Source organism: Salinarimonas chemoclinalis, assembly GCF_041514305.1.
Classification (GTDB): domain Bacteria; phylum Pseudomonadota; class Alphaproteobacteria; order Rhizobiales; family Beijerinckiaceae; genus Salinarimonas; species Salinarimonas chemoclinalis.
This window is the reverse complement of sequence record NZ_JBGMWH010000002.1, coordinates 170833-194302: the sequence shown is the minus strand read 5'-3', so window position 1 is coordinate 194302 and position 23470 is coordinate 170833. Positions and strand designations below refer to the sequence as shown.

The 23470-nt window shown below is 72.7% G+C and carries 23 protein-coding genes and 1 riboswitch; of the genes, 17 read left to right on the top strand and 6 right to left on the bottom strand.

Annotation, left to right across the window (positions count from 1 at the left end):
- The first annotated feature begins 67 nt into the window (after positions 1–67).
- Positions 68–343, top strand: coding sequence for a hypothetical protein (locus AB9M23_RS04730; protein WP_372422944.1), 276 nt, complete (start codon positions 68–70; stop codon positions 341–343).
- On the opposite strand, the gene AB9M23_RS04725 is transcribed toward AB9M23_RS04730, so the two are convergent.
- Entirely contained in the window at positions 316–1554 is a 1239-nt protein-coding gene (locus tag AB9M23_RS04725; RefSeq protein ID WP_372422942.1) for an NAD(P)/FAD-dependent oxidoreductase, read from the bottom strand. The genes AB9M23_RS04730 and AB9M23_RS04725 overlap by 28 nt on opposite strands.
- A 144-nt stretch (positions 1555–1698) precedes the next feature.
- Between AB9M23_RS04725 and AB9M23_RS04720 the strand changes: the two genes are divergently transcribed.
- The 3 genes from AB9M23_RS04720 to AB9M23_RS04710 are packed head-to-tail and all read left to right on the top strand — an operon-like array spanning position 1699 to position 4269.
- Positions 1699–2685 carry a hypothetical protein gene (locus AB9M23_RS04720; protein ID WP_372422940.1) on the top strand — a complete coding sequence of 329 codons (987 nt, stop codon included), beginning with the start codon at positions 1699–1701 and terminating at the stop codon, positions 2683–2685.
- A gap of 13 nt (positions 2686–2698) precedes the next feature.
- Positions 2699–3373, top strand: a complete 675-nt coding sequence (gene rpe / locus AB9M23_RS04715) for a ribulose-phosphate 3-epimerase (RefSeq protein ID WP_372422938.1) — start codon at positions 2699–2701, stop codon at positions 3371–3373.
- The gene (locus tag AB9M23_RS04710) at positions 3370–4269 is read left to right on the top strand and encodes a hypothetical protein (protein WP_372422936.1); all 900 of its coding nucleotides are present in this window, start codon (positions 3370–3372) and stop codon (positions 4267–4269) included. The genes rpe and AB9M23_RS04710 overlap by 4 nt, the downstream gene beginning before the upstream one ends.
- Positions 4270–4306: 37 nt before the next feature.
- On the opposite strand, the gene AB9M23_RS04705 is transcribed toward AB9M23_RS04710, so the two are convergent.
- Positions 4307–5428, bottom strand: coding sequence for a baeRF11 domain-containing protein (locus AB9M23_RS04705; protein ID WP_372422935.1), 1122 nt, complete (start codon positions 5426–5428; stop codon positions 4307–4309).
- Between the two features lie 232 nt (positions 5429–5660).
- On the opposite strand from AB9M23_RS04705, the gene AB9M23_RS04700 reads away from it, so the two are divergent.
- The 7 genes from AB9M23_RS04700 (at position 5661) to AB9M23_RS04670 (ending at position 11382) form a co-directional block, all read left to right on the top strand.
- Positions 5661–6239, top strand: coding sequence for a papain-like cysteine protease family protein (locus AB9M23_RS04700; protein ID WP_372422933.1), 579 nt, complete (start codon positions 5661–5663; stop codon positions 6237–6239).
- An 83-nt stretch (positions 6240–6322) separates the two neighbouring features.
- Positions 6323–6424, top strand: a riboswitch (TPP riboswitch).
- Positions 6414–7220: a hydroxyethylthiazole kinase gene (thiM, locus tag AB9M23_RS04695; RefSeq protein WP_372422931.1), complete on the top strand. Its 807-nt coding sequence runs from the start codon at positions 6414–6416 to the stop codon at positions 7218–7220. (Overlaps the previous riboswitch by 11 nt.)
- Positions 7217–7894, top strand: coding sequence for a thiamine phosphate synthase (thiE, locus tag AB9M23_RS04690; protein ID WP_372422929.1), 678 nt, complete (start codon positions 7217–7219; stop codon positions 7892–7894). Before thiM ends, thiE begins: the two co-directional genes overlap by 4 nt.
- A 17-nt stretch (positions 7895–7911) precedes the next feature.
- Entirely contained in the window at positions 7912–8709 is a 798-nt protein-coding gene (gene thiD / locus AB9M23_RS04685) for a bifunctional hydroxymethylpyrimidine kinase/phosphomethylpyrimidine kinase (RefSeq protein WP_372422927.1), read from the top strand.
- A complete protein-coding gene (locus AB9M23_RS04680; protein ID WP_372422925.1) occupies positions 8696–9772 on the top strand; it encodes a TRAP transporter substrate-binding protein in 1077 nt (358 codons plus the stop codon). Before thiD ends, AB9M23_RS04680 begins: the two co-directional genes overlap by 14 nt.
- A gap of 83 nt (positions 9773–9855) precedes the next feature.
- The gene (locus tag AB9M23_RS04675; RefSeq protein ID WP_372422924.1) at positions 9856–10560 is read left to right on the top strand and encodes a ribonuclease activity regulator RraA; all 705 of its coding nucleotides are present in this window, start codon (positions 9856–9858) and stop codon (positions 10558–10560) included.
- Positions 10561–10575: 15 nt separating this feature from the next.
- Entirely contained in the window at positions 10576–11382 is an 807-nt protein-coding gene (locus AB9M23_RS04670) for a YdcF family protein (RefSeq protein ID WP_372422923.1), read from the top strand.
- A 7-nt stretch (positions 11383–11389) separates the two neighbouring features.
- On the opposite strand, the gene AB9M23_RS04665 is transcribed toward AB9M23_RS04670, so the two are convergent.
- From AB9M23_RS04665 to AB9M23_RS04655, 3 genes are all read right to left on the bottom strand, one after another.
- On the bottom strand, positions 11390–11878 hold the full coding sequence (locus AB9M23_RS04665) for a tripartite tricarboxylate transporter TctB family protein (RefSeq protein WP_372422922.1): 489 nt from the start codon (positions 11876–11878) through the stop codon (positions 11390–11392).
- Positions 11868–13409 (bottom strand): tripartite tricarboxylate transporter permease, encoded by a 1542-nt coding sequence (locus AB9M23_RS04660; RefSeq protein ID WP_372422920.1) that lies wholly within the window; start codon positions 13407–13409, stop codon positions 11868–11870. The genes AB9M23_RS04665 and AB9M23_RS04660 overlap by 11 nt, the downstream gene beginning before the upstream one ends.
- 132 nt (positions 13410–13541) lie before the next feature.
- On the bottom strand, positions 13542–14480 hold the full coding sequence (locus AB9M23_RS04655; RefSeq protein ID WP_372422918.1) for a tripartite tricarboxylate transporter substrate binding protein: 939 nt from the start codon (positions 14478–14480) through the stop codon (positions 13542–13544).
- A 240-nt stretch (positions 14481–14720) separates the two neighbouring features.
- On the opposite strand from AB9M23_RS04655, the gene AB9M23_RS04650 reads away from it, so the two are divergent.
- The 5 genes from AB9M23_RS04650 (at position 14721) to AB9M23_RS04630 (ending at position 19535) form a co-directional block, all read left to right on the top strand.
- Positions 14721–15008, top strand: a complete 288-nt coding sequence (locus tag AB9M23_RS04650) for a UxaA family hydrolase (protein ID WP_372422916.1) — start codon at positions 14721–14723, stop codon at positions 15006–15008.
- Positions 15009–15019: 11 nt separating this feature from the next.
- Positions 15020–16201, top strand: a complete 1182-nt coding sequence (locus AB9M23_RS04645) for a UxaA family hydrolase (protein WP_372422914.1) — start codon at positions 15020–15022, stop codon at positions 16199–16201.
- 327 nt (positions 16202–16528) lie between these two features.
- Positions 16529–17575 (top strand): YeiH family protein, encoded by a 1047-nt coding sequence (locus tag AB9M23_RS04640; protein ID WP_372422912.1) that lies wholly within the window; start codon positions 16529–16531, stop codon positions 17573–17575.
- A gap of 17 nt (positions 17576–17592) precedes the next feature.
- On the top strand, positions 17593–18534 hold the full coding sequence (locus AB9M23_RS04635; protein WP_372422910.1) for a hydroxyacid dehydrogenase: 942 nt from the start codon (positions 17593–17595) through the stop codon (positions 18532–18534).
- A gap of 5 nt (positions 18535–18539) precedes the next feature.
- Positions 18540–19535, top strand: coding sequence for an Ldh family oxidoreductase (locus AB9M23_RS04630; protein ID WP_372422908.1), 996 nt, complete (start codon positions 18540–18542; stop codon positions 19533–19535).
- Between the two features lie 238 nt (positions 19536–19773).
- On the opposite strand, the gene AB9M23_RS04625 is transcribed toward AB9M23_RS04630, so the two are convergent.
- Positions 19774–21873, bottom strand: coding sequence for a 3-hydroxyacyl-CoA dehydrogenase NAD-binding domain-containing protein (locus AB9M23_RS04625; protein ID WP_372422907.1), 2100 nt, complete (start codon positions 21871–21873; stop codon positions 19774–19776).
- A 218-nt stretch (positions 21874–22091) separates the two neighbouring features.
- Here AB9M23_RS04625 and tyrS point away from each other — a divergent pair, with 218 nt between their 5' ends.
- Positions 22092–23363 carry a tyrosine--tRNA ligase gene (gene tyrS / locus AB9M23_RS04620; protein WP_372422905.1) on the top strand — a complete coding sequence of 424 codons (1272 nt, stop codon included), beginning with the start codon at positions 22092–22094 and terminating at the stop codon, positions 23361–23363.
- The last annotated feature ends 107 nt before the right edge of the window (positions 23364–23470 follow it).

Genomic DNA, 23470 nt, shown 5'->3' with positions numbered 1-23470 from the left:
AGCGACACGAATGCGGCGCATCTAAGTAGGGAAGGCTTATCGTTCGGTTCAAGTCGGGAGGACGCCGATGGCCCGCGTCGCCAGGAAGCGCATGACGCAGACGTGGCGCGAGGCCGTCGCGGCGCAGGCCGGCCCCGACGCCGCCGCCGTCCTCGCCGCCTTCGATTCGGCGCTCGCGCTCGGCACGGCGGAGCACGTCGCGGCCTACGAGGCGCTCGCGGCCCACGGGCGGCTCGACGAGGTCGACCTTCCGGGGGACCCGAGCCGCTCCCTCGCCGAGGCGGAGGAGGCGCAGATCGAGCCCGACGACGCCATTCAGAACCGGTCGGCGCGGAACCAGTAGGGATCGGCGCAGGGCACGGCGTCCGTCATCAGCTCCGCGAGGAGCCGGCCGGTCACCGGCCCCAGCGTGAAGCCGTGGTGGTTGTGGCCGAAGGCGAACCAGAGCCCGCGGTGCTTCGGCGCCGGTCCGATGACCGGGCGCATGTCCGGCAGGCAGGGCCGCGCGCCGAGCCAGGGTTTCTCGTCGGCCCGGGTGCCGAGCGGGAAGATCTCGCGCGCGAGCGGCTCGGCGCGGTCGACCTGCACCGGCGTCGGCGGCGCGTCGCGATGGGCGAACTCGGCGCCCGTCGTCATGCGCACGCCCTGCGTCATCGGCGCGAGAACGAAGCCCGCGTCGGTGTCGAAGACCGGGTGGTTGAGCACCGCGTTGCCCTGCGGCTTGTAGTGCATGTGGTAGCCGCGCTTCACCGCGAGCGGGATGGTGTAGCCCAGCGGCCGGAACACGTCGTCCGACCACGGTCCGAGCGCGATCACCGCCTCTTCCGCGGACAGCCGCCCGCCCTCCGTCTCCACCGCCCAGCCGCCCGTCTCGACGGTGAAGCTGCGCGCGTCGCCGTGCACGAAGCGCCCGCCGCGCTGGAGGAAGAGCCGCGCGTAGCCCTTCGCGACCGCGCTCGGGTCGGGCACCGTCGCGGGGTCGAGCCAGTGGATGCCGCCGATGATCACGTCGGAGAGATGCGGCTCGCGGTCGTGCACCTGCGCCTGGTCGAGCACGTCGTAGGAGATTCCGAAGGGCTTCGTCGCCTCCGCCTCGCGCAGCGCCTTGTCGAAGGTGCGCTGCGAGCGGAAGCCCTTGATCCAGCCGGTCTTGCGCAGGAGCGGCGCGATGCCGGCGTCGTTCATCAGCTTCTCGTGCTCGGTGACGCACAATTCGATGAGCGGCAGCATGGCGCGGGTCGCCTCGGCGAGACCGCGCTTGGAGGAGGCGCGCCAGTAGCGCGCGAGCCAGGGCGCGATCTTCGGCAAGTGGGCCAGATGGTAGTGCGCCTCCGTCGAGCGGTTGAGGCCGTAGCGCACGAGCTTGGCGGGGTCGCGCGGGAAGGCGTAGGGCACGATCGAGGCGCGCTCGATGAGCCCCGCGTTGCCGTAGCTCGTCTCCTCGCCGGCCTCGCGTCGGTCGACGAGCGCGACCGAGCGCCCCCGCGCCTGGAGATGGAGCGCGACGGACACGCCGACGATTCCCGCCCCGAGGACCACCACATCCGCACGCATGGATACCGAACCTCGCCCGTGTCCTTCCCGCCCCGTCCGGGTTAAGCCAATTCCGGCCGTCCCGCCATGCCCCCGCGCGCGAAAGCCGCCGTGCGAGGGCGCGTCGCCGGCCGCGAGACGTCACCCCCGAGGAGCATCGACCCCGTGCGTTCCCTCCCCGCCCCGCTCGCCGATCCCCTCGCCTTCGTCGGGCGCTGGGGCACGCAGGGGTTCGCGCTCTCGATCTTCGTCGGGCTCGCCCTGCCGCAGTTCGCCGCCGCCGCGCGCCCGCTGCTCGGCCTGACGATCTTCGCCTTCCTGACGATCACCTTCGCGCGGGTCGATCTCGCGGCGCTCGCCGCGCTGGTGCGCCGCCCCGCCCGCATCGGCCTCTCCGCCGCCTGGCTCGTCGCCGCGCCGCCCCTCGTCGCGCTCGCGATCCTGGCGGTCGCCGGGCGCGAGGCGCTCGGGCCCGGGATCGTCCTCGGCCTCGCGCTGTGGGCCGCCGCGCCGCCGATCCTGTCCTCGCCGGCGGTGGCGATGATGCTGAACCTCCCGCCGACGCTCCTCGTATGCGTCGTGCTGCTCACGACGATGCTCGCGCCGCTCGTCTCGCCGCTCCTCGTCGAATGGATCGCCGGCGCGGCGGTGGAACTCGACGTGCGCGCCCTCGTCGAGCGCCTCGCGCTCCTCGTCGGCGGCGCGCTCGCGGCCGGCGCGGCGCTGCGCGCGAGCCTGGGCACCGAGCGCATCCGCCGCCACAAGGCGCGCTTCGACGGGCTCGGCGTCCTGTTCTACGCCCTCTTCGCGGTGGCGGCGATGGACGGCGTGCTGGCCGCGATGCTGGAGCGCCCCGGCTTCGTCGCCGGCGTGCTCGCCCTCGTCTTCGGCCTCTCGGCGGTCGGCTTCGCCACGAGCCTCCTCGCGCTGCGCATGCTCCCACCCGCCGAGCGCTTCGTGCTCGGCTACGCCACGGGCCAGCGCAACATCGGCGTCCTCGTGGCGGCGCTGGGCGCGGCGACGCCGGGGGACACGTTCCTGTTCTTCGCGCTGGCGCAGTTCCCGATCTATCTCATGCCGCAGATCGTGAAGCCGGTGGCGGGGCGGCTGGTCGCCCGTCAAGACTCCGTTGCGCCCGCCCCGCCCCCGTGATAGCGCCGGGCGCATGACGCGCGACCTGCTCATCGCCCCCTCCATCCTCTCCGCCGATTTCGGCGCGCTGCGCGCCGAGGTGGCCGCGGTCGCCGAGGCCGGGGGGGACTGGATCCACATCGACGTGATGGACGGGCACTTCGTGCCCAACCTCACCTTCGGCCCCGTCGTCGTGCAGGCGATCCGCCCGGCGACGCCGAAGGTGTTCGACGTCCATCTGATGATCGCGCCCGCCGACCCCTACCTCGCCGCCTTCGCGGAGGCCGGTGCGGACGTGATCACCGTGCACGTCGAGGCCGGGCCGCACGTGCACCGCTCGCTCCAGGCCATCCGCGGGCTCGGCAAGAAGGCCGGCGTCGCGCTCAACCCCGGCACCCCGGCGGAGGCGATCGCGCCGCTCCTCGACGACGTCGACCTCGTGCTGGCGATGACCGTGAACCCCGGCTTCGGCGGGCAGGCCTTCATCGCCCCGGTCGTCGAGAAGGTACGTCGGATCAAGGAGATGGTCGGGGATCGCGAGATCGCGATCGAGGTCGACGGGGGCGTGACGCCGCAGACGGCACCGCTCGTCGCGGCGGCGGGCGCGAACGTGCTCGTCGCGGGCTCCGCCGCCTTCAGGGGCGGCCCGTCCGCCTATGCCGGCAACATCGCCGCGATCCGCGCCGCCGCGGCGGGCGCGCGCGGGTGAGCGCGGCGGCGCTCGGCTCGGCCTTCGCCAGAGGCCTCGCGCTCGCGCTGGCCACCGCCGCCATCGTGGCGCTGCGCATCCTCGAGCGCGGCGAGGCGCTCTCGCCACGCACCGCCCTGGTGATCGCGCTCTTCGCGACGGCGGGCCTCGCGGCCGGCCTGTCGGCCAGCCTCGCCGGTTCGCTCCTCCCGCGCGTCGCGGACCCGTCGCGGACCCGCGACCGGCTCGCACTCGGCGCCCTGGCCGGGCTCGTCCTCCTGCCCGGCATCGCCTTCGTCCTCTTCGCGATCGACCGTAACGCGACGGACGTCGTCGCGTCGTTCCGCGACGACGGGCTCGCCTCGACGGTCCGGCACGCGCTCGTCGGGCTGACGATCGACGCCGGCGGCGCCTTCGCGGTCACCGCGCGACCCTACCTGCTGCCCTGGCCGCTCGCCGCAGCGACAGGCTGCGCGATCCTGGCCTTCGCGCCGGCGCGGGGCCGGGTCGCGCTCCTAGCGCTCGCGGCCGCGTGCCTCCTCGTCGGCCCGGCGGTCCACCCTGCACGCGCACAGCACGACGACGGCTTCGTCGGCGATCACTGGAGCGGCGGGTCCTGGGAGGGGGAAGCCCTCGACGGCACCGCGGGCCCGCCCGGGACGGGCGACGCCTGGACGCGGGAGAAGTGCGTGCGCTACGCCGCCTCCTGGGAGGAGGCGACGCGGCGCATGGGCACCGAGGGCCTCTCCGCCGAGTTCGTCGCCCGACACGACGCCTTCATCGCCTCGGGCTGCACCGCGCCCGCCGACGTCTGCCCGCGTAGCGAGGCAGAGCTCGCCATGGCCAACGTGATGGTGATCCTGGCCATGAACGCCGGGACCGCGAGCACCTTCCCGCCCTTCGCCTGCCGGGACTGAGCGGGCCGCCCGCAGCCCCGGCGAGGCCTGCCCGGGCTCAGATCGCGTAGCGCAGGATCGCGGCGAGCGACTGCTTCTGCGGGATGTCGTCGCGCCGAACCGCGAGGACGCGTCCGCCCGCGGCGAGCACGCGCCCGGCGATCTCGTCCACGACGCCGTAGCTGTCGGCGCTCTCCTCGTCGGCGAAGCTCACCTCGCCGGTCGTCTCGTCGATCGTGCCGGGCACGACCTCGTCGATGTCCACGAGCAGCGTGTCCACGGCCCCGAACGTGGCGGCGCGCGCCGCACGCGCGATCTGCGTCGTCGCGCGGCCCTCGTTCTCGCGGGCGCTGAACAGGGCGTGCACCGCCTCGATCTCGCGCTGGTGGATCGCGTCGAGGACCGGCCGCGCCTCGGCGGCGAGCTCCGACGCGGACTTGCGTACGGGGCTCGCGTCCAGGGTCTCGGCCGCGAGGTTCTGGTGGGTCGCGAGCGAGCGGAACATCGACCGCAGCGGCTCGGCGGCGGCGAGGATCAACGGCTCGGATCGGCCCGCGAGAACTGGCCGCAGCGCCGCGTCGACCTTGCGGCAATACCCGCGCAGGAGCACCTTCTGCCCCTCGCCGCCGCCCTTGCGGCCGGAGTAGCTGCGCGAGTTGACGTTGGCCGTCCCGGCGGCGGACGCGGCGTCGCGCGGCATGCCCGCGACCGCGACCTCGCTGGCGGGCAGATCGGCGAAGACCTCGACGAGGCGCACCTCGTTCTCGGCGAGCGCGAGCACGAACGCGTGCTGCTGCGCCGTGAGCGCGCGCAGCAGTGGCTTGAGGTGGAAGCGGTCCGAGACCTGGACCATGTCTTCCAGACGGTTGGGGAGGCGGAACGAACGCAGTCCGCCGGGCGTGACGAATAGCGCGAGGGAGTTCGCCTGATGGGTCCAGAAGCCGTCGTCGTCGAGGAGGTCGTGCACCTGCTCCTCGATGGGCCAGATGGTGCGCTTGTCGGTCCCCGCCGCCTCGAGCTCGCCCACTGCCGTCCGAAGCAGGTTGCCGAGCGCGATCCGCGCTGCGCCGATGTCCTGCGTCTCGGGCGTGGTGCGCAGGTAGAACGAGACCGAAGCCTCGCTCCGGGCGGCGACGAGCGTCTGCAGCTCGGGCTGGGTGGGGATGTCGACGTAGAGCATGATCTCTCCGGAATTGGCTATGATCTGAATTCGCGCCTGCGCGAGACCGTGCCGTGCGCGAGCGCACGGTCGCGGTCGTCGGGACGAGGCCCTGGGGTGGTACGCGCCGACAATGTTCGCTCCTTCCTTCCGGTTCAAGCCCGATCGGCCGTCGCGAAACCGGAACGGCCGATTGCCACGCTCGGCCGGGCGTGACAGTCTGATGCCACTCGGGGAGCGTATGGGGGCCATCATGACGTTTCGCTCGTGGGCGACAGCGGTACGCGCTCTCGTTCTCCTGTCGTGTGTTCTGGCCGTCGCGGGGACGCGCGGCGGTGAAGCGCGCGCGCAAGTCCTCGTCGACAGCGTCCATCTGTCCGTCCCCTACCACCGTCAGGACACGGTCGTCTGGTGCTGGGTCGCCAGCGCGAAGATGGCGGCGGAGACGGTCGGGCTGCCGACCCCCAGCCAGTGCCAGATGCTGGAACTCGCCTACGGCGCGCCGTGCTGCCGACGCCCGGATCTCTGCCTGCGTCCCGGGCACATCAGCGAAATCTCCCGTCTCGTCGGCATGTTCGGCGGCCGGATCGGCACGCTCGAGATCAGTCGTTGGGCGCCGGACTTCATCACGCACCTGCGCCGGACCGGCCGGCCGATCGTGGCGCACGTGGACGGGAGCCACTTCGTCGTGATCACGGGAATGGACGTCTACCAGACGCCGAACGGGGGGTGGGCCGTGGTGTCCTATCACGATCCCCTGGTCGCGCCCGGGATGAAGCAGGACTGGCCGCTCTTCGCACAGCGCATGTCCGTGGTGCTCGCGGTCCGATGATGCGCCGCCCTTCCCGGCGGAGCGATCCTGCCCGGGTTCGGCCACCCCTTGCGCGCGGCGGGCGGGCGCGCTAACTCCTCTTCCACGGTCTCACGGGGTGCCCGTCCGGGCTGAGAGGCGCATGCGCCAACCCATCGAACCTGATCCGGGTCGTGCCGGCGGAGGGAACGAGACATGGACGAGAACGCGCCCGCGCGCGCCGCCGCGTCTCATGACATCGCAACGCATCGGATCGCGGAGCACGCCGCCCGGCTCCTCGCGGAGGCCCGCGCCCGGCGCCCGCGGGTGCACGCGCTCACCAACGCCGCAGCGCAGGCCTTCACCGCGAACCTGCTGCTCGCCGCGGGCGCGATCCCCTCGCTGACCATCGCCGCCGAGGAGGCCGCTCACTTCGCGCGGCTCGCGGACGCCGTGCTCGTCAACCTCGGCACGCTCGACGCGGAGCGCCGGGCCGGCATCCCCGTCGCCGTCGCCGCCGCGCGCGAGGCGAACCGGCCGCTCGTGCTCGATCCGGTCTTCGTCGAGGCGTCGCCGCCCCGCCTCGGCGTCGCCCGCGATCTGCTGCGCACGCGCCCGGCGATCGTGCGGCTGAACCCGGGAGAGCTCGAGGCGCTCGCCGGACGCGCGCCGACGGCGGAGGCCGCGATGGATTTCGCCCGCGATCACGGCTGCGTCGTCGCCCTCACCGGCCCGACCGATCTCGTGACCGACGGCACCCGCGCCGTCCGCATCGCCAACGGACACCCGCTGATGGCCCGCGTCACCGCGATGGGTTGCGCGGGCTCCGCGCTCGTCGCCGCCTTCGCCGCGCTGGAGGACGACGCGCTCGTCGCCGCGGCGGCGGCGCTCGTCGTTCTCGGCGTCGCCGGCGAGATCGCCGGCGGCCGCGCCGCCGGCCCCGGCTCCTTCCCCGCCGCCTACCTCGATGCGCTCGACGCGCTCGACGGGGCGGCGCTCGTCTCCCGTGCGAGGGTCTCGTGAATCACGCCGCCAGGAACCCCGTCGACCTTCGCCTCTACGCCATCGTCGGCCTCGCGGACGCGCGCGGGCGCGATCTCGTCGACCTCGTCGGGCGCGCCGTGGCGGGCGGGGCGACGCTGGTGCAGCTGCGCGAGAAGCACGCGGACACGCGCACGCTCGTCGACCTCGCCCGCGCGCTGAGGACGACGCTCTCCGGCACGGGTGTGCCGCTCCTCGTCAACGATCGCGTCGACGTCGCGCTCGCCGCGGGGGCGGACGGCGTCCATCTCGGCCAGAGCGACATGGACCCGCGCGACACGCGTCGCCTGCTCGGGCCCGACGCGATCATCGGCTGGACGCTGAAGACGCCCGACCACGCCCGCGCGCTCGCGCAGGTGCCCGTCGACTACGGCTGCATCGGCGGCGTGTTCGCCACGACGTCGAAGGACAACCCGGACCCGCCGATCGGGCTCTCGGGCCTCGCGGCGGTCGCCGCCGCGGGCCGCGCGGCGGCGCCGGGCCTGCCGCTCGGCGCCATCGCCGGCATCGACGAAACGAACGCCCGCTCCGTGATCGGCGCGGGCGCGGACGGCATCGCCGTCATCTCCGCGATCTTCGGCGCCGACGACCCCACCGCCGCCGCGGGGCGCCTGCGCCGCCTCGTCGACGAGGCGCTCGCCGCCCGCGGCGCCTGACCCAACGAGGAGACCGCATGACCGCCATCGCCCTCACCATCGCCGGCTCGGATTCGGGCGGCGGCGCCGGCATCCAGGCCGACCTGAAGACCTTCTCCGCCCGCGGCGTCTACGGCGCGAGCGTGATCGCCGCGCTCACCGCCCAGAACACCCGCGGCGTCCAGGGCATCCACGACGTGCCCGCGGAGTTCGTCGCGGCGCAGATGGACAGCGTGCTCTCGGACCTGAAGGTCGACGCCGTGAAGATCGGCATGCTCTCCCGGCCCGCCGTGATCGAGGCGGTCGCCGCCGGCCTCGCCCGGCACGGCGTGACCCGCGTGGTGCTCGATCCGGTGATGGTGGCGGCGTCCGGCGACAAGCTCCTCTCGGACGACGCGGTCGAGACCCTGCGCACGGTCCTCCTGCCCCGCGCCCTCCTGCTCACCCCGAACCTGCCCGAGGCGGCGGCGCTGCTCGGGGCGCCCGTCGCCGAGGACGAGGACGCCATGCGCGCCCAGGGCGAGCGGCTGCTGGCGCTCGGCCCCGAGGCGGTCCTGATCAAGGGCGGCCACGGCTCGGGGCCGGAAAGCGTCGATCTGCTCGTCGAGCCGCGGGGCGTCACCCGGCTCGTCGCCCCGCGGATCGCGACTCGCAACACGCACGGGACCGGCTGCACGCTCTCGTCGGCGATCGCCGCGGAACTGGCGAAGGGCGCCTCCCTCGCCGAGGCCGCGCGCACGGCCAAGGAGTGGCTCGCCGGCGCGATCGCCGCCGCCGACGGGCTCGAGATCGGGAGCGGGCACGGGCCCGTGCATCATTTCCATGGCATCTGGTAGCCGCCTCACCCGCCGCGTAGCGCTCGGCCTCGCCGGCGGCGCGCTCGCCGCCCCCGCGCTCGCGCAGGACGCGCCGATCCGCTGGCGCCTCGTGACCTCCTGGCCGCGCGGCCAGGCCGGACCCGGCGTGACGGCGCAGCGCATCGTCGACCGCATCGACGCCATGTCCGGCGGGCGGCTCGTGGTCGACCTCTTCGCAGCGGGCGAGATCGTGCCGGCCTTCTCGGTGCTCGACGCGGTCTCGAACGGCACCGTGGAGGCCGGCCACAGCGCCGCGCTCTACTGGCAGGGCCGCGTCCCCGAAGCCGCCTTCTTCACCACCGTTCCCTTCGGGCTCGGGCCGATCGAGCACCATGCCTGGCTCGCCTTCGGCGGCGGGCAGGCGCTGTGGGAGGAGCTCTACGGACGCCTCGGCGTGACGCCCTTCCTGGCGGGCAATACCGGCCCGTGCATGGGCGGCTTCTTCCGACGGCCGATCGCGAGCCTCGCCGACGTCGCGGGCCTACGCATCCGCGTCGCCGGGCTCGGCGCTCGGATCTACGAGCGGCTCGGGGCGACGCCGGTGACGATACCGGCGGGCGAGACCTATACGGCGCTGGAGCGCGGGACGGTCGACGCGGTCGAGTTCCTCGCCCCGGCGAGCGACTACGAGCTCGGCCTCCACCAGGTCGCACCGCTCTATTACGCCCCCGGCTTCGCCAAGCCCAACGGCGCCAGCGAACTCCTGGTGAATTCCACCGCCCTCGCCGCCCTGCCCGAGGAGCTGCGCCGCGTCGTCGCGGAGGCGGCGCAGGCCGAGCACGCGCTCGCGCTCGCCGATGCGCATCGGCGAAACGCCATTGGACTCAGGGCCATGCTCTCGGAAGCGGAGGTGCGGCTCGAAGGCTTCCCCGCCGACCTGATGCAGGCCGCGGTCGCGGCCGCCGATGCCGAGATCGACGCCATCGCCGGAGGCTCCGATCTCGCAGCGCGGATCGTCGCGAGCTACCGCGAGGCGCAGGCGCGGATGGCGCCCTGGTCGCGGCTCGAGGCCGACATGGCGCGGGCGCTGGTGCGGGGGTGATGCGAGCGTGACGTGCGCACGACGCCTTCCACCGAGGCGGCGGGGCGGCTAGGGTGCGCCACCTTTCACCGGACCCCATCCCCATGCCCCTCGACAAGACCATCGCCGACGCCCTCCACGCCGCCACCACCGCGACGCTGACGACCGTGCTCCTCAAGAAGGGCGTGCGCCGCTCCTGGATGTCCGGGCCCAAGGCCGCCTTCGCGACCTCCGAGCGCGTGGTGGGCGAGGCGTTCACGCTGCGCTTCGTGCCGATGCGCGAGGACCTCGCGACGCCGGAGAGCTGGGGCTCGCCCACCTCGACCCGCGCCGCCATCGAGGCGATGCCCGAGGGCGCGATCTGCGTGGCGGACGCGATGCGCGTGACGGACGCGGGCATCTTCGGCGACATCCTGTGCGCGCGCATGAGGAAGCGCGGCGTCAAGGCGCTCGTCACCGACGGCGCCGTGCGCGACGGCGAGGGCGTGCGCGGCACCGGGCTGCCGGTCTGGTGCGACGGCGTCGCCGCGCCCGCCTCGGTCGCCGGGCTGACCTTCGTGGGCTGGGAACAGCCGATCGGCTGCGGCGGCGTCGCCGTCTTCCCCGGCGACGTGATCGTCGCGGACGGGGACGGCGCGGTCGTCATCCCCAAGGCGATGGTCGCCGAGGTCGCGGTGGCGGCGGTCGAGCAGGAGCGGCTCGAGGCCTGGATCATGCGCGAGGTCGAGCGCGGCGTGCCGCTGCCGGGACTCTATCCGCCGAACGCCGAGACCAAGGCCCGCTTCGAGGCCGAGACGGCCCGAAGCTGAGACGAGGCGCACCCCGTGTTCTTCGTCCTCTCCAAGGTCGCCTGGTTCGTGCTCGCGCCCTCGAACCTGATGTTGATCGCGCTCGTCGCGGGGCTCGCCCTCGCCGGCTGGGCGCGGGCACGCCGCATCGGCCTCGGCCTCGCCTGGACCGCCGCGGCCGCGCTGGCGATCCTCGGGCTCACGCCCGTCGCGAGCCTCCTGATGAACCCGCTGGAGACGCGCTTTCCCGTCTACGCGGAGACCGGCGCGCCGATCGACGGCATCGTCGTGCTCGGCGGGGCGATCGCGCAGGACGCCTCGATCGAGCTCGGCCAGCCGGTCGTCAACGAGGCGGCGGACCGGCTGACCACCGCCGTCATCCTCGCGGGGCGCCATCCCGACGTGCCGATCGTGCTCTCGGGGGGCAGCTCGAGCCTGATCGGTGCCGATCGGCACACGGAGGCCCAGGCGATGGCGGACGCGCTCGTCGCCATGGGGGTCGCGCCGGAGCGGCTCGTGATCGAGGATCGCTCGCAGAACACCTTCCAGAACGCCGTCTATTCTCGCGAGGCGGTCGGGCCCGTGCCCGGCAGCCGCTGGCTCCTCGTCACCTCGGCCTGGCACATGCCGCGCTCGATCGGCGTGTTCCGGCGCGCCGGCTTCGAGGTGGTGCCCTACCCCACCGACTTCCGCACCGTGGGGGGCCGCGAGGGAACGAGCGGCTTCCGCTCGATCTCCGCCGGGCTCCAGCGGCTCGACGTCGCGGCGCGCGAGTGGGTGGGTCTTCTCGCCTATCGGCTGACGGGGCGCACGGATGCGCTCTTCCCGGCGCCGATTCCGTGAGCCGGCCTCAGAACAGCACGCCCCGCGGCACCGGCACGAGCAGCACCTCGACAAAGAGCAGCCAGAACCCGCCGACCAGCGCGAGCGCCGCGGCGACGTAGGCCGCGGTGCGCTTCGCCGTCCAGCGATCGTACTCGGCGATGGCGAGGACGGCGAGGAAGCCCGCGACCGAGGTCGCGAAGAAGCCGAGCCGCGGCATCAGCGCGGCCCAGGCGACCAGCACCACGCAGAGCAGGAGCCGCCGCGGCGTCGAGCCGGTCTCGACCGCGGGCCCGTGGCTCGCCCGCCCGAGCGCCCGCAGGGCGAGGATGCCCAACGCGCTCGCGATCATGATCGCTGCGATCACCCGCGGGAACACGGCGCCGAGCGGGCTCATCGCCATGCTGCCGGCGACCATCCAGCCGCCGAGCGCGACGAAGAGCACGCACAGCACGATGGTGCCGACATCGCCGCGCGCGCGCTCCGGCGCGCGGTTCGAGCCGGGCTCAGTCCGCATCGATCGTCTCCCGGGGCGTCGCCGCCGTGCCGCCGCGGCGAGCGCGACGAGCCTTCAGCATGTCGGTGAGGAGGGGATAGAAGAGCGTCAGCAGCGCGAGCGCCGCGATGGCGAGGCTGATCGGGCGCCCGAAGAACATGCCGAGCACGTTGCCCTGCGCGTTGCCGATGAGCCAGGCCTGCACGAAGCCCTGCTCGGCGATCGGCCCCAGGATGATGCCGAGCACGATCGGCGACGGCGCGAAGCCGAAGCGCGCCAGGATCCAGCCGAGGAAGCCCAGGCCGAGCATCGTATAGACGTCGTGCATCGAGTTGTGGATCGCGAACGATCCGATGATCGTCAGGAACGCCACGGTGGGCACCAGCACCGCCTTGGGGATCGAGACGATCGCCTGGTAGGCGTAGCGCCCGATCAGAAGCCCCACCGGCAGCATCAGCACCGTCGCGATCAGGAGCCCGAAGATGAACGTGTAGACGATGTCGCCCTGGCCGGTGAACAGGCCCGGTCCCGTGCGGATGCCCTGCACCAGGAGAGCGCCGAGGATGACGGCGTCGGGCGGCGTGCCGGGAATGCCGAGCACGAGGGTCGGGATGAAGCCGCCGCCGACGGTGGCGTTGTTGGCGCTCTCCGTGGCGAGCACGCCGCCCGGCTCGCCCTTGCCGAAGCGCTCGGGGTGCTTCGCCGAGCGCCGTGCCTCCGAGTAGGAGACGAGCGAGGCGATCGAGCCGCCCGCACCCGGCAGGATGCCCACGACGGTGCCGATCACGGAGGAGCGAATCAGGTTGAACCAGTTGCGCGCGCAGTGTCCCATCGCCTCGGCGAGCCGGAAGCCGCCGGCCTGGACCGAGACCTTCAGGTGCGGGTCGGGCCGCGCCACGAGGTCGATGACGACGGGGATGCAATAGAGGCCGATGAGCGCCGCGATAACGTCGAACCCGCCGACCAGCATCGGCTGGTCGAGCGTGTAGCGCACGTCCCCGCCCACGACGGCCACGCCCACAGTGGCGAGGAAGAGACCGAACGCGGCGCCGAGGATGCCCTTGAGCGTGTCGCCCTGCGAGAGCGCCGAGATCAGCGTCAGGCCGAAGATCGCGAGCCAGAAGTATTCCGGCGGCCCGAAGGCCAGCGCCACCTTCGACAAGGGAGGCGACAGAAAGAGCAGCGCGAGCGCGCCGACGAGCCCGCCGACGACCGAGCCCAGCGTCGCGAGCGTCACGGCGAGGTTGCCGTCGCCGCGCTTGGCCATGGGAAAACCGTCGAAGGTGGTGGCGATCGCCGAGGGCGTGCCCGGCGTGTTGACCAGGATCGCCGCGAAGGCGCCGCCGTAGATGGCGCCTGTGTAGATCGCGCCGAGCGCGATCAGGCCCGAGGCCGGCACCATGGCGAAGGTGAAGGGAACGAGCACCGCGACCGCCATCGTCGCGGAGAGGCCGGGCAGCGCGCCGATGAGCGTGCCGAGCACCACGCCGCCCAGCGCGAGCAGCAGGTTGAACGGCGTGAGCGCCTGGGCGAGATACGGCAGGAGGTCCATCGGCGGACGATCCTCGGGCGCCCGCGCGCCCCGGCGGGCGCGGCGTCGGCGAGATGCGGGAGGTCCGGCGGGCGGCGAGGAGGGACGCGCCGCCCGCCGGAACGACGGGTCGTCGGGGATGCGCGGGGGCGCTCAGTTCGCGGCGGCCGCGGCCGCCGCGATCTCCTCGCGGCGCAGGGCCATGAACGCCGCGACTTCCTCGTACGGCACGTCGATCACGACGAAGGCGCCGTCGTCCATCGCCTGGCGCATGGCCGGCTCGTTGTTCATCGCCTGGAAGGCGTCGGACACCGCCCGGCGGACCTCCTCGGGCGTGTCCTTGGGCACCGCCACCCCGCGATAGGCGCCGCCGACCATGTCGTAGCCGGCTTCCCGGAAGGTCGGCACGTCGGGGAAGAGCGGCAGGCGTTCCTCGGCGGCGACGGCGAGCATGCGCACCTGGTCGCCCTGCGCGGCGGCGACCGTCGAGTAGCCCCAGGAGGCCGAGACCTGGTCACCCAGCAGCGCCGTCGTCGACGGTCCGGTGCCCGAGAACGGCACGTAGGTGGTGGTGACGCCGGCGAGCGTGTCGAAGCGCGTCTGCGCGAGGCTGTTCGCCGAGTTCGAGCCCGAGCCGGAGAAGGTGACCATGCCCGGGTTCTCCCGGGCGAACGACACGAGGTCCTCGAGCGTCTCGAACTGGCTCGACGCGTTCACGATGATGGCGTCGGGCGTGTAGTGGAACCAGTAGACCGGCGTCAGGTCCGCGGTTTCGTAGCCGGGCGAGCTCATCATCGGCTGGAGGATCACGTGGGGCAGGTTGATGCCCATGATCGTGTGGCCGTCGGCGGGCATGGAGTTGAGCTGCGACCACGCCTGCGCCCCGCCGGCGCCAGCCTGGTACTTGACGATGAGCTGCCGGCCGAACTCCTCGGCGAAGACCGGCTGCTGCAGGCGCGCGGCGACGTCCGACTCGCCGCCGGGCGAGAACGGGATGATGTAGTCGACGTCCTTGTCGGGGAAGGCGAAGGCCGGCGCGGCGACCATGCCGGCGCCGAGCGCCAGCGCGAGGATCGGGGTGGTGCGGTTCATGCGGCTGTTTCCTCTCCGATGGGGATCGCGGTTGGTCCCGCGGCGCCCTCTCGCGGGGCGCTCGACGCGGAGGAGAGCGCGGCGAGGCCCCCCTGTCAATCCATTTCATGTCTATTGTCTTATGCAAGACTAGATGGGAAAACGCGCCCCGCCAACGGGTTGCCGCGTGGCGGACGTGCCTTGACCCTCGATCATGTGTCTTATACAAGACCTCCACCACCAATTCGTCGAGAGGACACCATGGGGATCCCGCATCTCCTCGTGCACGACAAGAAGGACACCGTCGGTGTCGTCGTCGTGGAGGATCTGAAGGCCGGCACCGAGATGCTGTGCGTCGTCACCGAGGACAATTCGTCCTTCCGGCTCACCGCGAAGATGGACGTCCCGATCGGCCACAAGGTCGCGCTGAAGGACATCGCCGAGGGCGACACGATCTGGAAGTACGGGCAGGACATCGGCAAGGCCGTGAAGCCCGTCGGCGTGGGCGAGCACGTCCACGTCCACAACGTCAAGACCAAGCGCTGGTGAGGACGAAAGCCATGACGATGCAGTATTCGAGCCTCGAGTTCATGGGCTGGCGTCGCGAGAACGGCCGCGTCGGCGTGCGCAACCACGTCGTCCTCCTGCCCCTCGACGATCTGTCCAATGCCGCCTGCGAGGCGGTGGCGAACAACATCAAGGGCACGCTAGCCCTCCCCCACGCCTACGGGCGCCTGCAGTTCGGCGAGGATCTCGACCTCCATTTCCGCACGCTGATCGGCATCGGCTCGAACCCGAACGTCGCCGCCGTGGTGGTGATCGGGATCGAGGACGGCTGGACCCAGCGCGTCGTCGACGGCATCGCCAAGACCGGCAAGCCGGTCACGGGCTTCGGCATCGAGGGCACCGGCGACATCATGACGATCGCCAAGGCCTCGCGGGTCGCCAAGGACTACCTTCAGTGGGCGTCCGAGCTGCAGCGCGAGACCTGCCCGATCAAGGACCTGTGGGTCTCGACGAAGTGCGGCGAGAGCGACACGACGACGGGCCTCGCCTCCTGCCCCACCGTCGGCAACATGTACGACAAGCTGATCCCGCTCGGCCTCACCGGCGTGTTCGGCGAGACCTCCGAGATCACCGGCGCCGAGCACCTGTGCAAGGCGCGCGCGGCGAACCCGGAGATCGGCGAGAAGTTCATGGCGACCTGGCAGGCCTACATGGACGAGGTGATCGAGCCCTTCAAGACGTCGGATCTCTCCGAGAGCCAGCCGACGAAGGGCAACATCGCCGGCGGCCTGACCACGATCGAGGAGAAGGCGCTCGGCAATCTCGAGAAGATCGGCCGCGAGTGCACCTACATCGACGTGCTGGAGCCCGCCGAGGCGCCCGCCAAGGGTCCGGGGCTCTACTTCATGGACACGTCCTCGGCCGCGGCCGAGTGCGTCACCCTGATGGCGGCGGCGGGCTACGTGGTCCACACGTTCCCGACGGGCCAGGGCAACGTCATCGGCAACCCGATCGTCCCCGTGGTGAAGATCACCGGCAACCCGCGCACCGTGCGCACGATGTCGGAGCACGTCGACGTCGACGTGTCCGGCGTGCTGCGCCGCGACATGACGATCCCGCAGGCGGGCGACGCGCTCATCGACATGGTGGTGCGCACCGCCAACGGCCGCCTCACCGCCGCGGAGGCGCTCGGCCACCGCGAGTTCGTGATGACGAAGCTGTACCGCTCGGCTTGAACGAGACGGGTTGCCGCGTCTCGGGAAGCCGAGGCGCGGCGGCCTTCATGACCGCCGCGATCGTCCTGCACGCCCCACACCCCTAGCCCCTCTCCACGAGGGAGAGGGGAACAGGTCTCACGCGTCGCCGCCGCGCGAACGAGACGGCCGGCCCGGCTAGGCAATCGCGCACGCCGAGGCCGCCGCCGTTCTCCCCTCTCCCTCGTGGAGAGGGGCCGGGGGTGTGGGGCGTCGGCGGTTGGCGCGACGCCGATGCCATCGCTTCGGCAATGGATCCGTCCGTGGCCGGGGATGACATCGCCGGCCCGGTCCAGCACAAGAGCGCGCATGAACGCCCCCTCCCCTACGACGAGCGGCTCGATCACCGGGACCGCGCGCGATCTCGCCCCCGGCATCCTGTTCGCGACCGCGGTGGCGGTCGCGGCGACGCTCGCGGCGCCCGCCGTGGCGCTCGTCTTCCCCATCCCCGCGATGGTGCTCGCCCTCCTCCTCGGCATCGCGCTCAACCGGCCCGCCGCCGCGCCCCTCTTCCAGCCCGGGCTGACCTTCTGCGTGAAGAAGCTCCTGCGCTGGGCCGTGGCGCTGCTCGGGCTTCGCATCGCGCTCGGCGACATCGTCGCGCTCGGGATCGGCGTCGCGCTCATGGTCGTCGCCTCGATGGCGCTCACCATCCTCGCCGGCTTCGCGCTCGCCCGCGCGCTGGGCCAGCGCTCCGAATACGGCGCGCTCGCCGGCGCGGCGACCGCCGTGTGCGGCGCCTCCGCGGCGCTCGCCACCACCACGGTGCTCCCCAACTACAAGGGGAAGGAGGCGGACGTCGCCTTCGTGGTCGTCGCCGTGAATGCGCTCTCGACGCTGGCGATGATCGCCTACCCGCCGCTCGGAGCGGTGCTCGGCTTCGATCATCAGACGACAGGCGTGCTGCTCGGCGCGACCATCCACGACGTGGCGCAGGTCGTGGGCGCCGGCTACGCCGTGTCCGAGACCGCGGGCAACACCGCGGTCGTGGTGAAGCTGTTTCGCGTGTTCCTGCTGCTCCCGGTCGTGCTCGTGATCGGCTGGTGGTTCGCCCGCTCCGGCGCCCACGCGGAGAACGCGAAGGTGCCGGCACCGGTCTTCGCCTTCGTGTTCCTCGGCCTGTGCCTCCTCAACACGGCGATGGCCTATGCGCCCGCGCTCGCGCCGCTCTACGCGCCCGTCCGCGAGATCGCGATCCTGGCCTCCACCTGGGGGCTCCTGATCGCGATCGGCGCGCTGGGGCTCGGCACCTCGCTCGCGGCCATCGCCCGTCTGGGCTGGCGCCACATCGCCACCGTGACGGGCACGACCATCGTCATTCTCGCGCTCGCCGCGGGCGCGCTCCTCGTCATCTGAGGCAACGGATCACCGCCATGGCAGACATCGTCATCAGCGAGTTCATGGACGAGGCAGCGATCGCCGCCTCGCTGTCCGACTTCGACGTCCTCTACGATCCGGGCCTCGTCGACCGCCCGGACGACCTCGCCGCCGCCGTGAAGGGCGCGCGCGCGCTCATCGTGCGCAATCGCACGCAGGTGCGCGGCGCGCTGCTGGAGGCCGCGGACGCCCTCGTCTGCGTCGGGCGTCTCGGCGTGGGGCTCGACAACATCGACGTCGCGGCCTGCGAGGCACGCGGGGTGAAGGTGTTTCCCGCCACCGGCGCCAACGACATCGGCGTCGCGGAATACGTCGTCGGCACCGCGATGATGCTGATGCGCAGTGCCTACACCGCGACCGACGAGGTGATCGCGGGCGCCTGGCCACGCAACCGGCTGATGGGGCGTGAGGTCTTCGGGAAGACCATGGGCCTCGTCGGCTTCGGCGCGATCGCGCGGGAGACCGGCAAGCGCGCCGCCGCGCTCGGCATGACGATCGTCGCCTACGATCCCTTCGTCGCGGACGACGATCCCGCCTGGTCGCAGCCCTGGGGCCGGGTCGCGAAGCGCGCGCTCGACGCGCTCCTCGCGGAGGCGGACGTCGTCTCGCTGCACGTGCCGCTGACCGAGAAGACGAGGAACCTCATCGACGCCGCCGCCCTCGCCGGGATGAAGCCCGACGCGATCGTCGTCAACGCCGCCCGCGGCGGGGTCGTCGACGAGCCGGCGCTCGCCGCAGCCCTGAAGGCGGGTCGCCTCGGCGGAGCCGCGCTCGACGTCTTCGAGACGGAGCCCTTGCCCGCCGAGAAGGGCGCGGCCTTCGCCGGCTGCCCCAACCTCGTGCTCACCCCGCACATCGCCGGGGTGAGCGTCGAATCGAACGTGCGCGTCTCCGCCGTCACCGCCGAGACCGTCCGCCGCGCACTGACGGAGGGCTGATCCCGATGCCGGTCCTGACCATCACGCAAGCGGAGCACGTCGTCGCCGCCGCGCTCGAGCGGGCGAACACCTCCCCCGAGAACGCCGCCCGGGTCGCCCGCGCCCTCGTCGCGGCGGAAGCCGACGGGCTGAAAGGCCACGGTCTCTCGCGCGTGCCGACCTACGCGGCGCAGGCGAAGGCCGGCAAGGTCGACGGGCGCGCCACGCCGACGGCGACCCGGCCGAGGCCGGGCGTGCTCGCGGTCGACGCCGCCCACGGCTTCGCCTACCCGGCGCTCGCGATCGTCGCCGACGAGCTCCCCGAGATCGCCCGCGCCCAGGGCGTGGCGGCGGCGGCGATCCGGCGCTCGCACCATTGCGGCGCGGCCGGGCACCCGGTGGAGGCGCTGGCGCAGGCCGGGCTCGTCGCTCTGCTCTTCGCCAACACGCCCGCCGCGATCGCCCCCTGGGGCGGCAGTGTCCCCGTCTTCGGCACGAACCCGATCGCCTTCGCCTGCCCGATGCCCGCCGGCCGCGCGCCGATCGTCGTCGACCTGTCGCTCTCCAAGGTCGCGCGCGGCAACATCCTCGCCGCGAAGCAGAAGGGCGAGCCCATCCCCGAAGGCTGGGCGCTCGACGCCAACGGCAACCCCACGACCGATGCCGAGGCGGCGCTGAAGGGCACGATGCTGCCGCTCGGCGACGCCAAGGGCACGGCGCTGGCGCTCATGGTCGAGCTGCTCGCGGCGGGCATCACCGGCGCGAACTACGCGGCCGAGGCCTCCTCCTTCCTCGACGCCGAGGGCCCGCCGCCCGGCACCGGCCAGCTGATCCTGGCGCTCGACCCGGTCGCGCTCGGCGGCGAGGCGTCGCTGATGCGCGTCTCGGCGCTCGCCGCGATGATCGAGGGCCAGGACGGCGCGCGGCTGCCGGGCATGCGGCGGCTGGCGCTGCGGGAAAAGGCGCGGGCCGAGGGCCTGACGGTGGCGGACGCGACGATGGCGGCGATCGAGGCGGTATGACGCGCGCCGGCGGATCTCCTGGCCGGCGGAGATCATCCTTCGCCGAATAGTGTCGCGAACACGTTCGCGACACGCGCGACGGGCTCCCCTCTCCCTCGCGGAGAGGGGTGGGGGGGTGTGGGGCGTGCAGGAAATGGCCTTCTCGTACATGCCGAGAGACGCCTTCGGCGAGCCGCCCCTCTTCCTCTAGCCTTACACCCCGGCCCCTCTCCACGAGGCCCAGCCGACGAACACGCCGTCAGCGGTCCGAGAGCCTCCGGCCCTCCGCCGCGAGGCGGCGCAGGAGATCGGGCACCGCGTACGCATCCCCCTCCCCTGGCGTCGCCCGGGCGGCGGCGTAGCGGTCGAGGGCGGCGACGATCGACGCGAGCCCCGTCTCGTCCGCCCAGAACATTGGGCCGCCGCGCCAGGCCGGGAAGCCGTAGCCGTTGATCCAGACGACGTCGACGTCCGAGCCGCGGATCGCCTTGCCCTCCTCCAGGATGCGCGCGCCCTCGGCCACCATCGGGTAGAGGCAGCGCTCCAGGATCTCGTCGTCGGCGATCGCCCGGCGCGCGATGCCCTGCTCGGCGGACATGGCGCGCACGATTTCCTCGGTGACCGGCGAGGGTGTGGCCTCGCGCGCCTCGTCGTAGTCGTAGAAGCCGGCCTTCGTCTTCTGCCCGCGCCGGTCGCGCTCGCACAGGCGCTCCTTCAAGGTCTCGCCCCTGGAGGTCTCCCGGGACCAGCCGAGATCGAGCCCGGCGAGGTCGCTCATCCGGAACGGCCCCATCGGCAGGCCGAAGGCGACGAGGACGCGGTCGACGTCCCAGGGCATGGCGCCTTCGAGGACGAGGCGCGTCGCCTCCGCCTGTCGCCGCGCCAGCATGCGGTTGCCGACGAAGCCGTGAGCGACGCCCACGCACACGGCGACCTTGCGCAGGCGCTTGGCCAGCGCCATCGCGGTGGCGATCGCGTCGGGCGCGGTCTTCTGCGCGCGCACGACCTCGAGCAGCTTCATGATGTTGGCCGGCGAGAAGAAGTGCAGGCCGAGCACGTCCTGCGGGCGCGAGGTCGTCGCCGCGATGGCGTCGACGTCGAGGTAGGACGTGTTGGTGGCGAGCAGCGCGCCCGGCTTCGCCACCCGGTCGAGGGCGGCGAAGACGGCCCGCTTCACGTCCATCGTCTCGAAGGCGGCCTCGATCACGAGATCCACGTCGGCGAGATCGTCGTAGGAGAGCGACGTCGAAAGCCGGCCGCGCCGGGCATCCGCCTCGCCCTGCCCGATCCGCCCCTTGGCGACGGAGCCGGCGTAGGTGGTCTCGATCGTGCTCCGGCCGCGGGCCAGCGCCTCCCGCTTCGCCTCGACGATCGTCACGGGAAAGCCCGCGTCGAGGAAGGCCATGGCGATGCCGGTGCCCATCGTGCCGGCGCCGACGATGCCGACGCGCTCGATCGCGCGGGTGGGCACGTCCCTGCCGATGCCGGGGATCTTCGCAGCCTCGCGCTCGGCGAAGAAGGCGTGGCGCAGGGCCTTCGACTGCGGACCCGCCTCCAGCTCGGCGAAGGTGGCGCGCTCGAGGGCGAGGCCTTCCTCGAACGGACGGTCGAGCGCCGCGGCGACGCAGGCGATCGCCCGCTCCGGCGCGACCTGCCCGCGCAGGCGCTTGCCCGCATGGGCGCGGGCCGCCTCGAAGGCGGCGGGATCGGGGGCGAGCCGCCCGGTCTCGTCGCCGACCCTACGCAGCAGCCGCTCCGGCGGGAGGCCGCGCGCGAGGAGATCGCGCGCGAAGGCGATCGCGTCCGCCCGCAGGCTCTCCTCGCTCGCGGCCAGGGCATCGACGACACCCGCCGCGCGCGCGGCCTCGCCCGCGAGCCGCTCGCCCTCGACGATCATCGCGAGCGCCGTCGCGATGCCCGCGAGCCGCGGCAGGCGCTGGGTGCCGCCCGCGCCGGGGATCAGGCCGAGGGAGACCTCCGGCAGGCCGAAGGCGGCGTTCGGCGTCGCGATGCGATGGTGGCAGGCCATGGCGAGCTCGAAGCCGCCGCCGAGCGCCGTGCCGTGCACCGCGGCGACGACGGGCTTCGAGGCGCCCTCGATCGCGGCGAGCACGTCGGGCAGCGTCGGCTCGGCCCGCGGCTTGCCGAACTCGCTCACGTCCGCGCCGGCGACGAAGGTGCGCCCGGCGCAGATCAGCACGATCGCCCGCACGTCCGCGTCGGCGCAGGCCCGCGCGATCGCGTCGACGAGCCCCGCGCGCAGCGCCGCGGAGGTGGCGTTCACGGGCGGGTTGTCGAGGGTGACGATCGCGATCGCGCCCTCCCGGTCGAGCGTGACGACCTCGTCGGCGACGGTCATGGGCGGCCCTCCTGGAAACGTCGTGCGAGCGGTCTCGCATGCCGAGCGGCCGCGGGGAAGACGCAGGGCTGCCCGAGCCGCCCTGGCAGGACACGCGCCGCCGGCGTGCGCACGGCTCGTTTCGCGCGTGCCAACCGGGTCGCGGCCTGCTAAAGGCCTCGCGTCCCGGACGATCCGGGGCTCCTCCCCACGAAGAGGCGAACGGAAAGAGAGACGCCATGAGCGCGCCCACCGCACTCACCCTCAAGTCGGATTTCCTCGCGACGCTGCAGTCGCGCGGCTACGTCCACCAGTGCTCCGATTACGCGGGGCTCGACGAGAAGGCTCTGGAGGGGGCGATCACCGCGTACGTGGGCTACGACTGCACGGCGCCGTCGCTGCACGTCGGCTCGCTCGTCTCGATCATGATGCTGCACTGGCTCCAGAAGACCGGCGGCAAGCCGATCGTGCTGATGGGCGGCGGCACCACCCGCGTCGGCGACCCGACCGGACGGGACGAGGCGCGCAAGCTCCTCTCCGAAGAGCAGATCGAATCGAACAAGGCGGGCATCAAGCGCGTCTTCTCGAAGTTCGTGAGCTTCGGCGAGGGCGCGCGCGACGCGGTCATGGTCGACAACGCCGACTGGCTGCTGGCGCTCAACTACATCGCCTTCCTGCGCGACGTCGGCCGGCACTTCTCGGTCAACCGCATGCTCTCCTTCGATTCGGTCAAGCTGCGACTCGATCGCGAGAGCGAGTTCTCGTTCCTCGAGTTCAACTACATGCTGCTCCAGTCCTACGACTTCGTGGAGCTGGCGCAGCGCCACGGCGTCAACCTGCAGATGGGCGGGTCGGACCAGTGGGGCAACATCGTCTCCGGCATCGACCTCGGCCGGCGCATGGGCACGCACCAGCTCTACGCGCTGACCTGCCCGCTGCTCACCACCGCGTCCGGCGCCAAGATGGGCAAGACGGCGGCCGGCGCCGTGTGGCTCGACGAGAGCATGCTCTCGCCGTGGGACTACTGGCAGTTCTGGCGCAACACGGAGGACGCCGACGTCGAGCGCTTCCTCAAGCTGTTCACGCTCTTGCCGCTCGACGAGATCGCGCGCCTCGCCGCGCTCGAGGGCGCGGAGATCAACGAGGCGAAGAAGATCCTCGCCACCGAGGCCACCGCCCTCCTCCACGGCCGCGCGGCGGCGGAGGAGGCGGCGCAAACGGCGCGTCGCACCTTCGAGGAGGGCGCGCTGGCCGACACGCTGCCCACGGTCGAGATCCCGCGCGCGCGCCTCGCCGAGGGCCTCGGCGTGCTCACGGCGTTCGGCCCCGACCACGCCGGCCTCGTCCCCTCGATGAGCGAGGGGCGGCGCCAGGTGAAGGGCGGGGGCCTGCGCGTCAACGACGCGCCGGTGACGGACGCGACCGCGACGCTCGGCGAGGCGGACCTGCGCGAAGGCGTGATCAAGCTGTCCTTCGGCCGCAAGAAGCACGTTCTGCTCAAGGCGGTGTGAGGAACGCGGACGGCAGAAGTGGGCCGCGACGCGGTTCCCCTCTCCCTCGTGGAGAGGGGAGACCCTAACCGGCCTGCACGACGGGATCACGTCACGCTTTCGCGGAC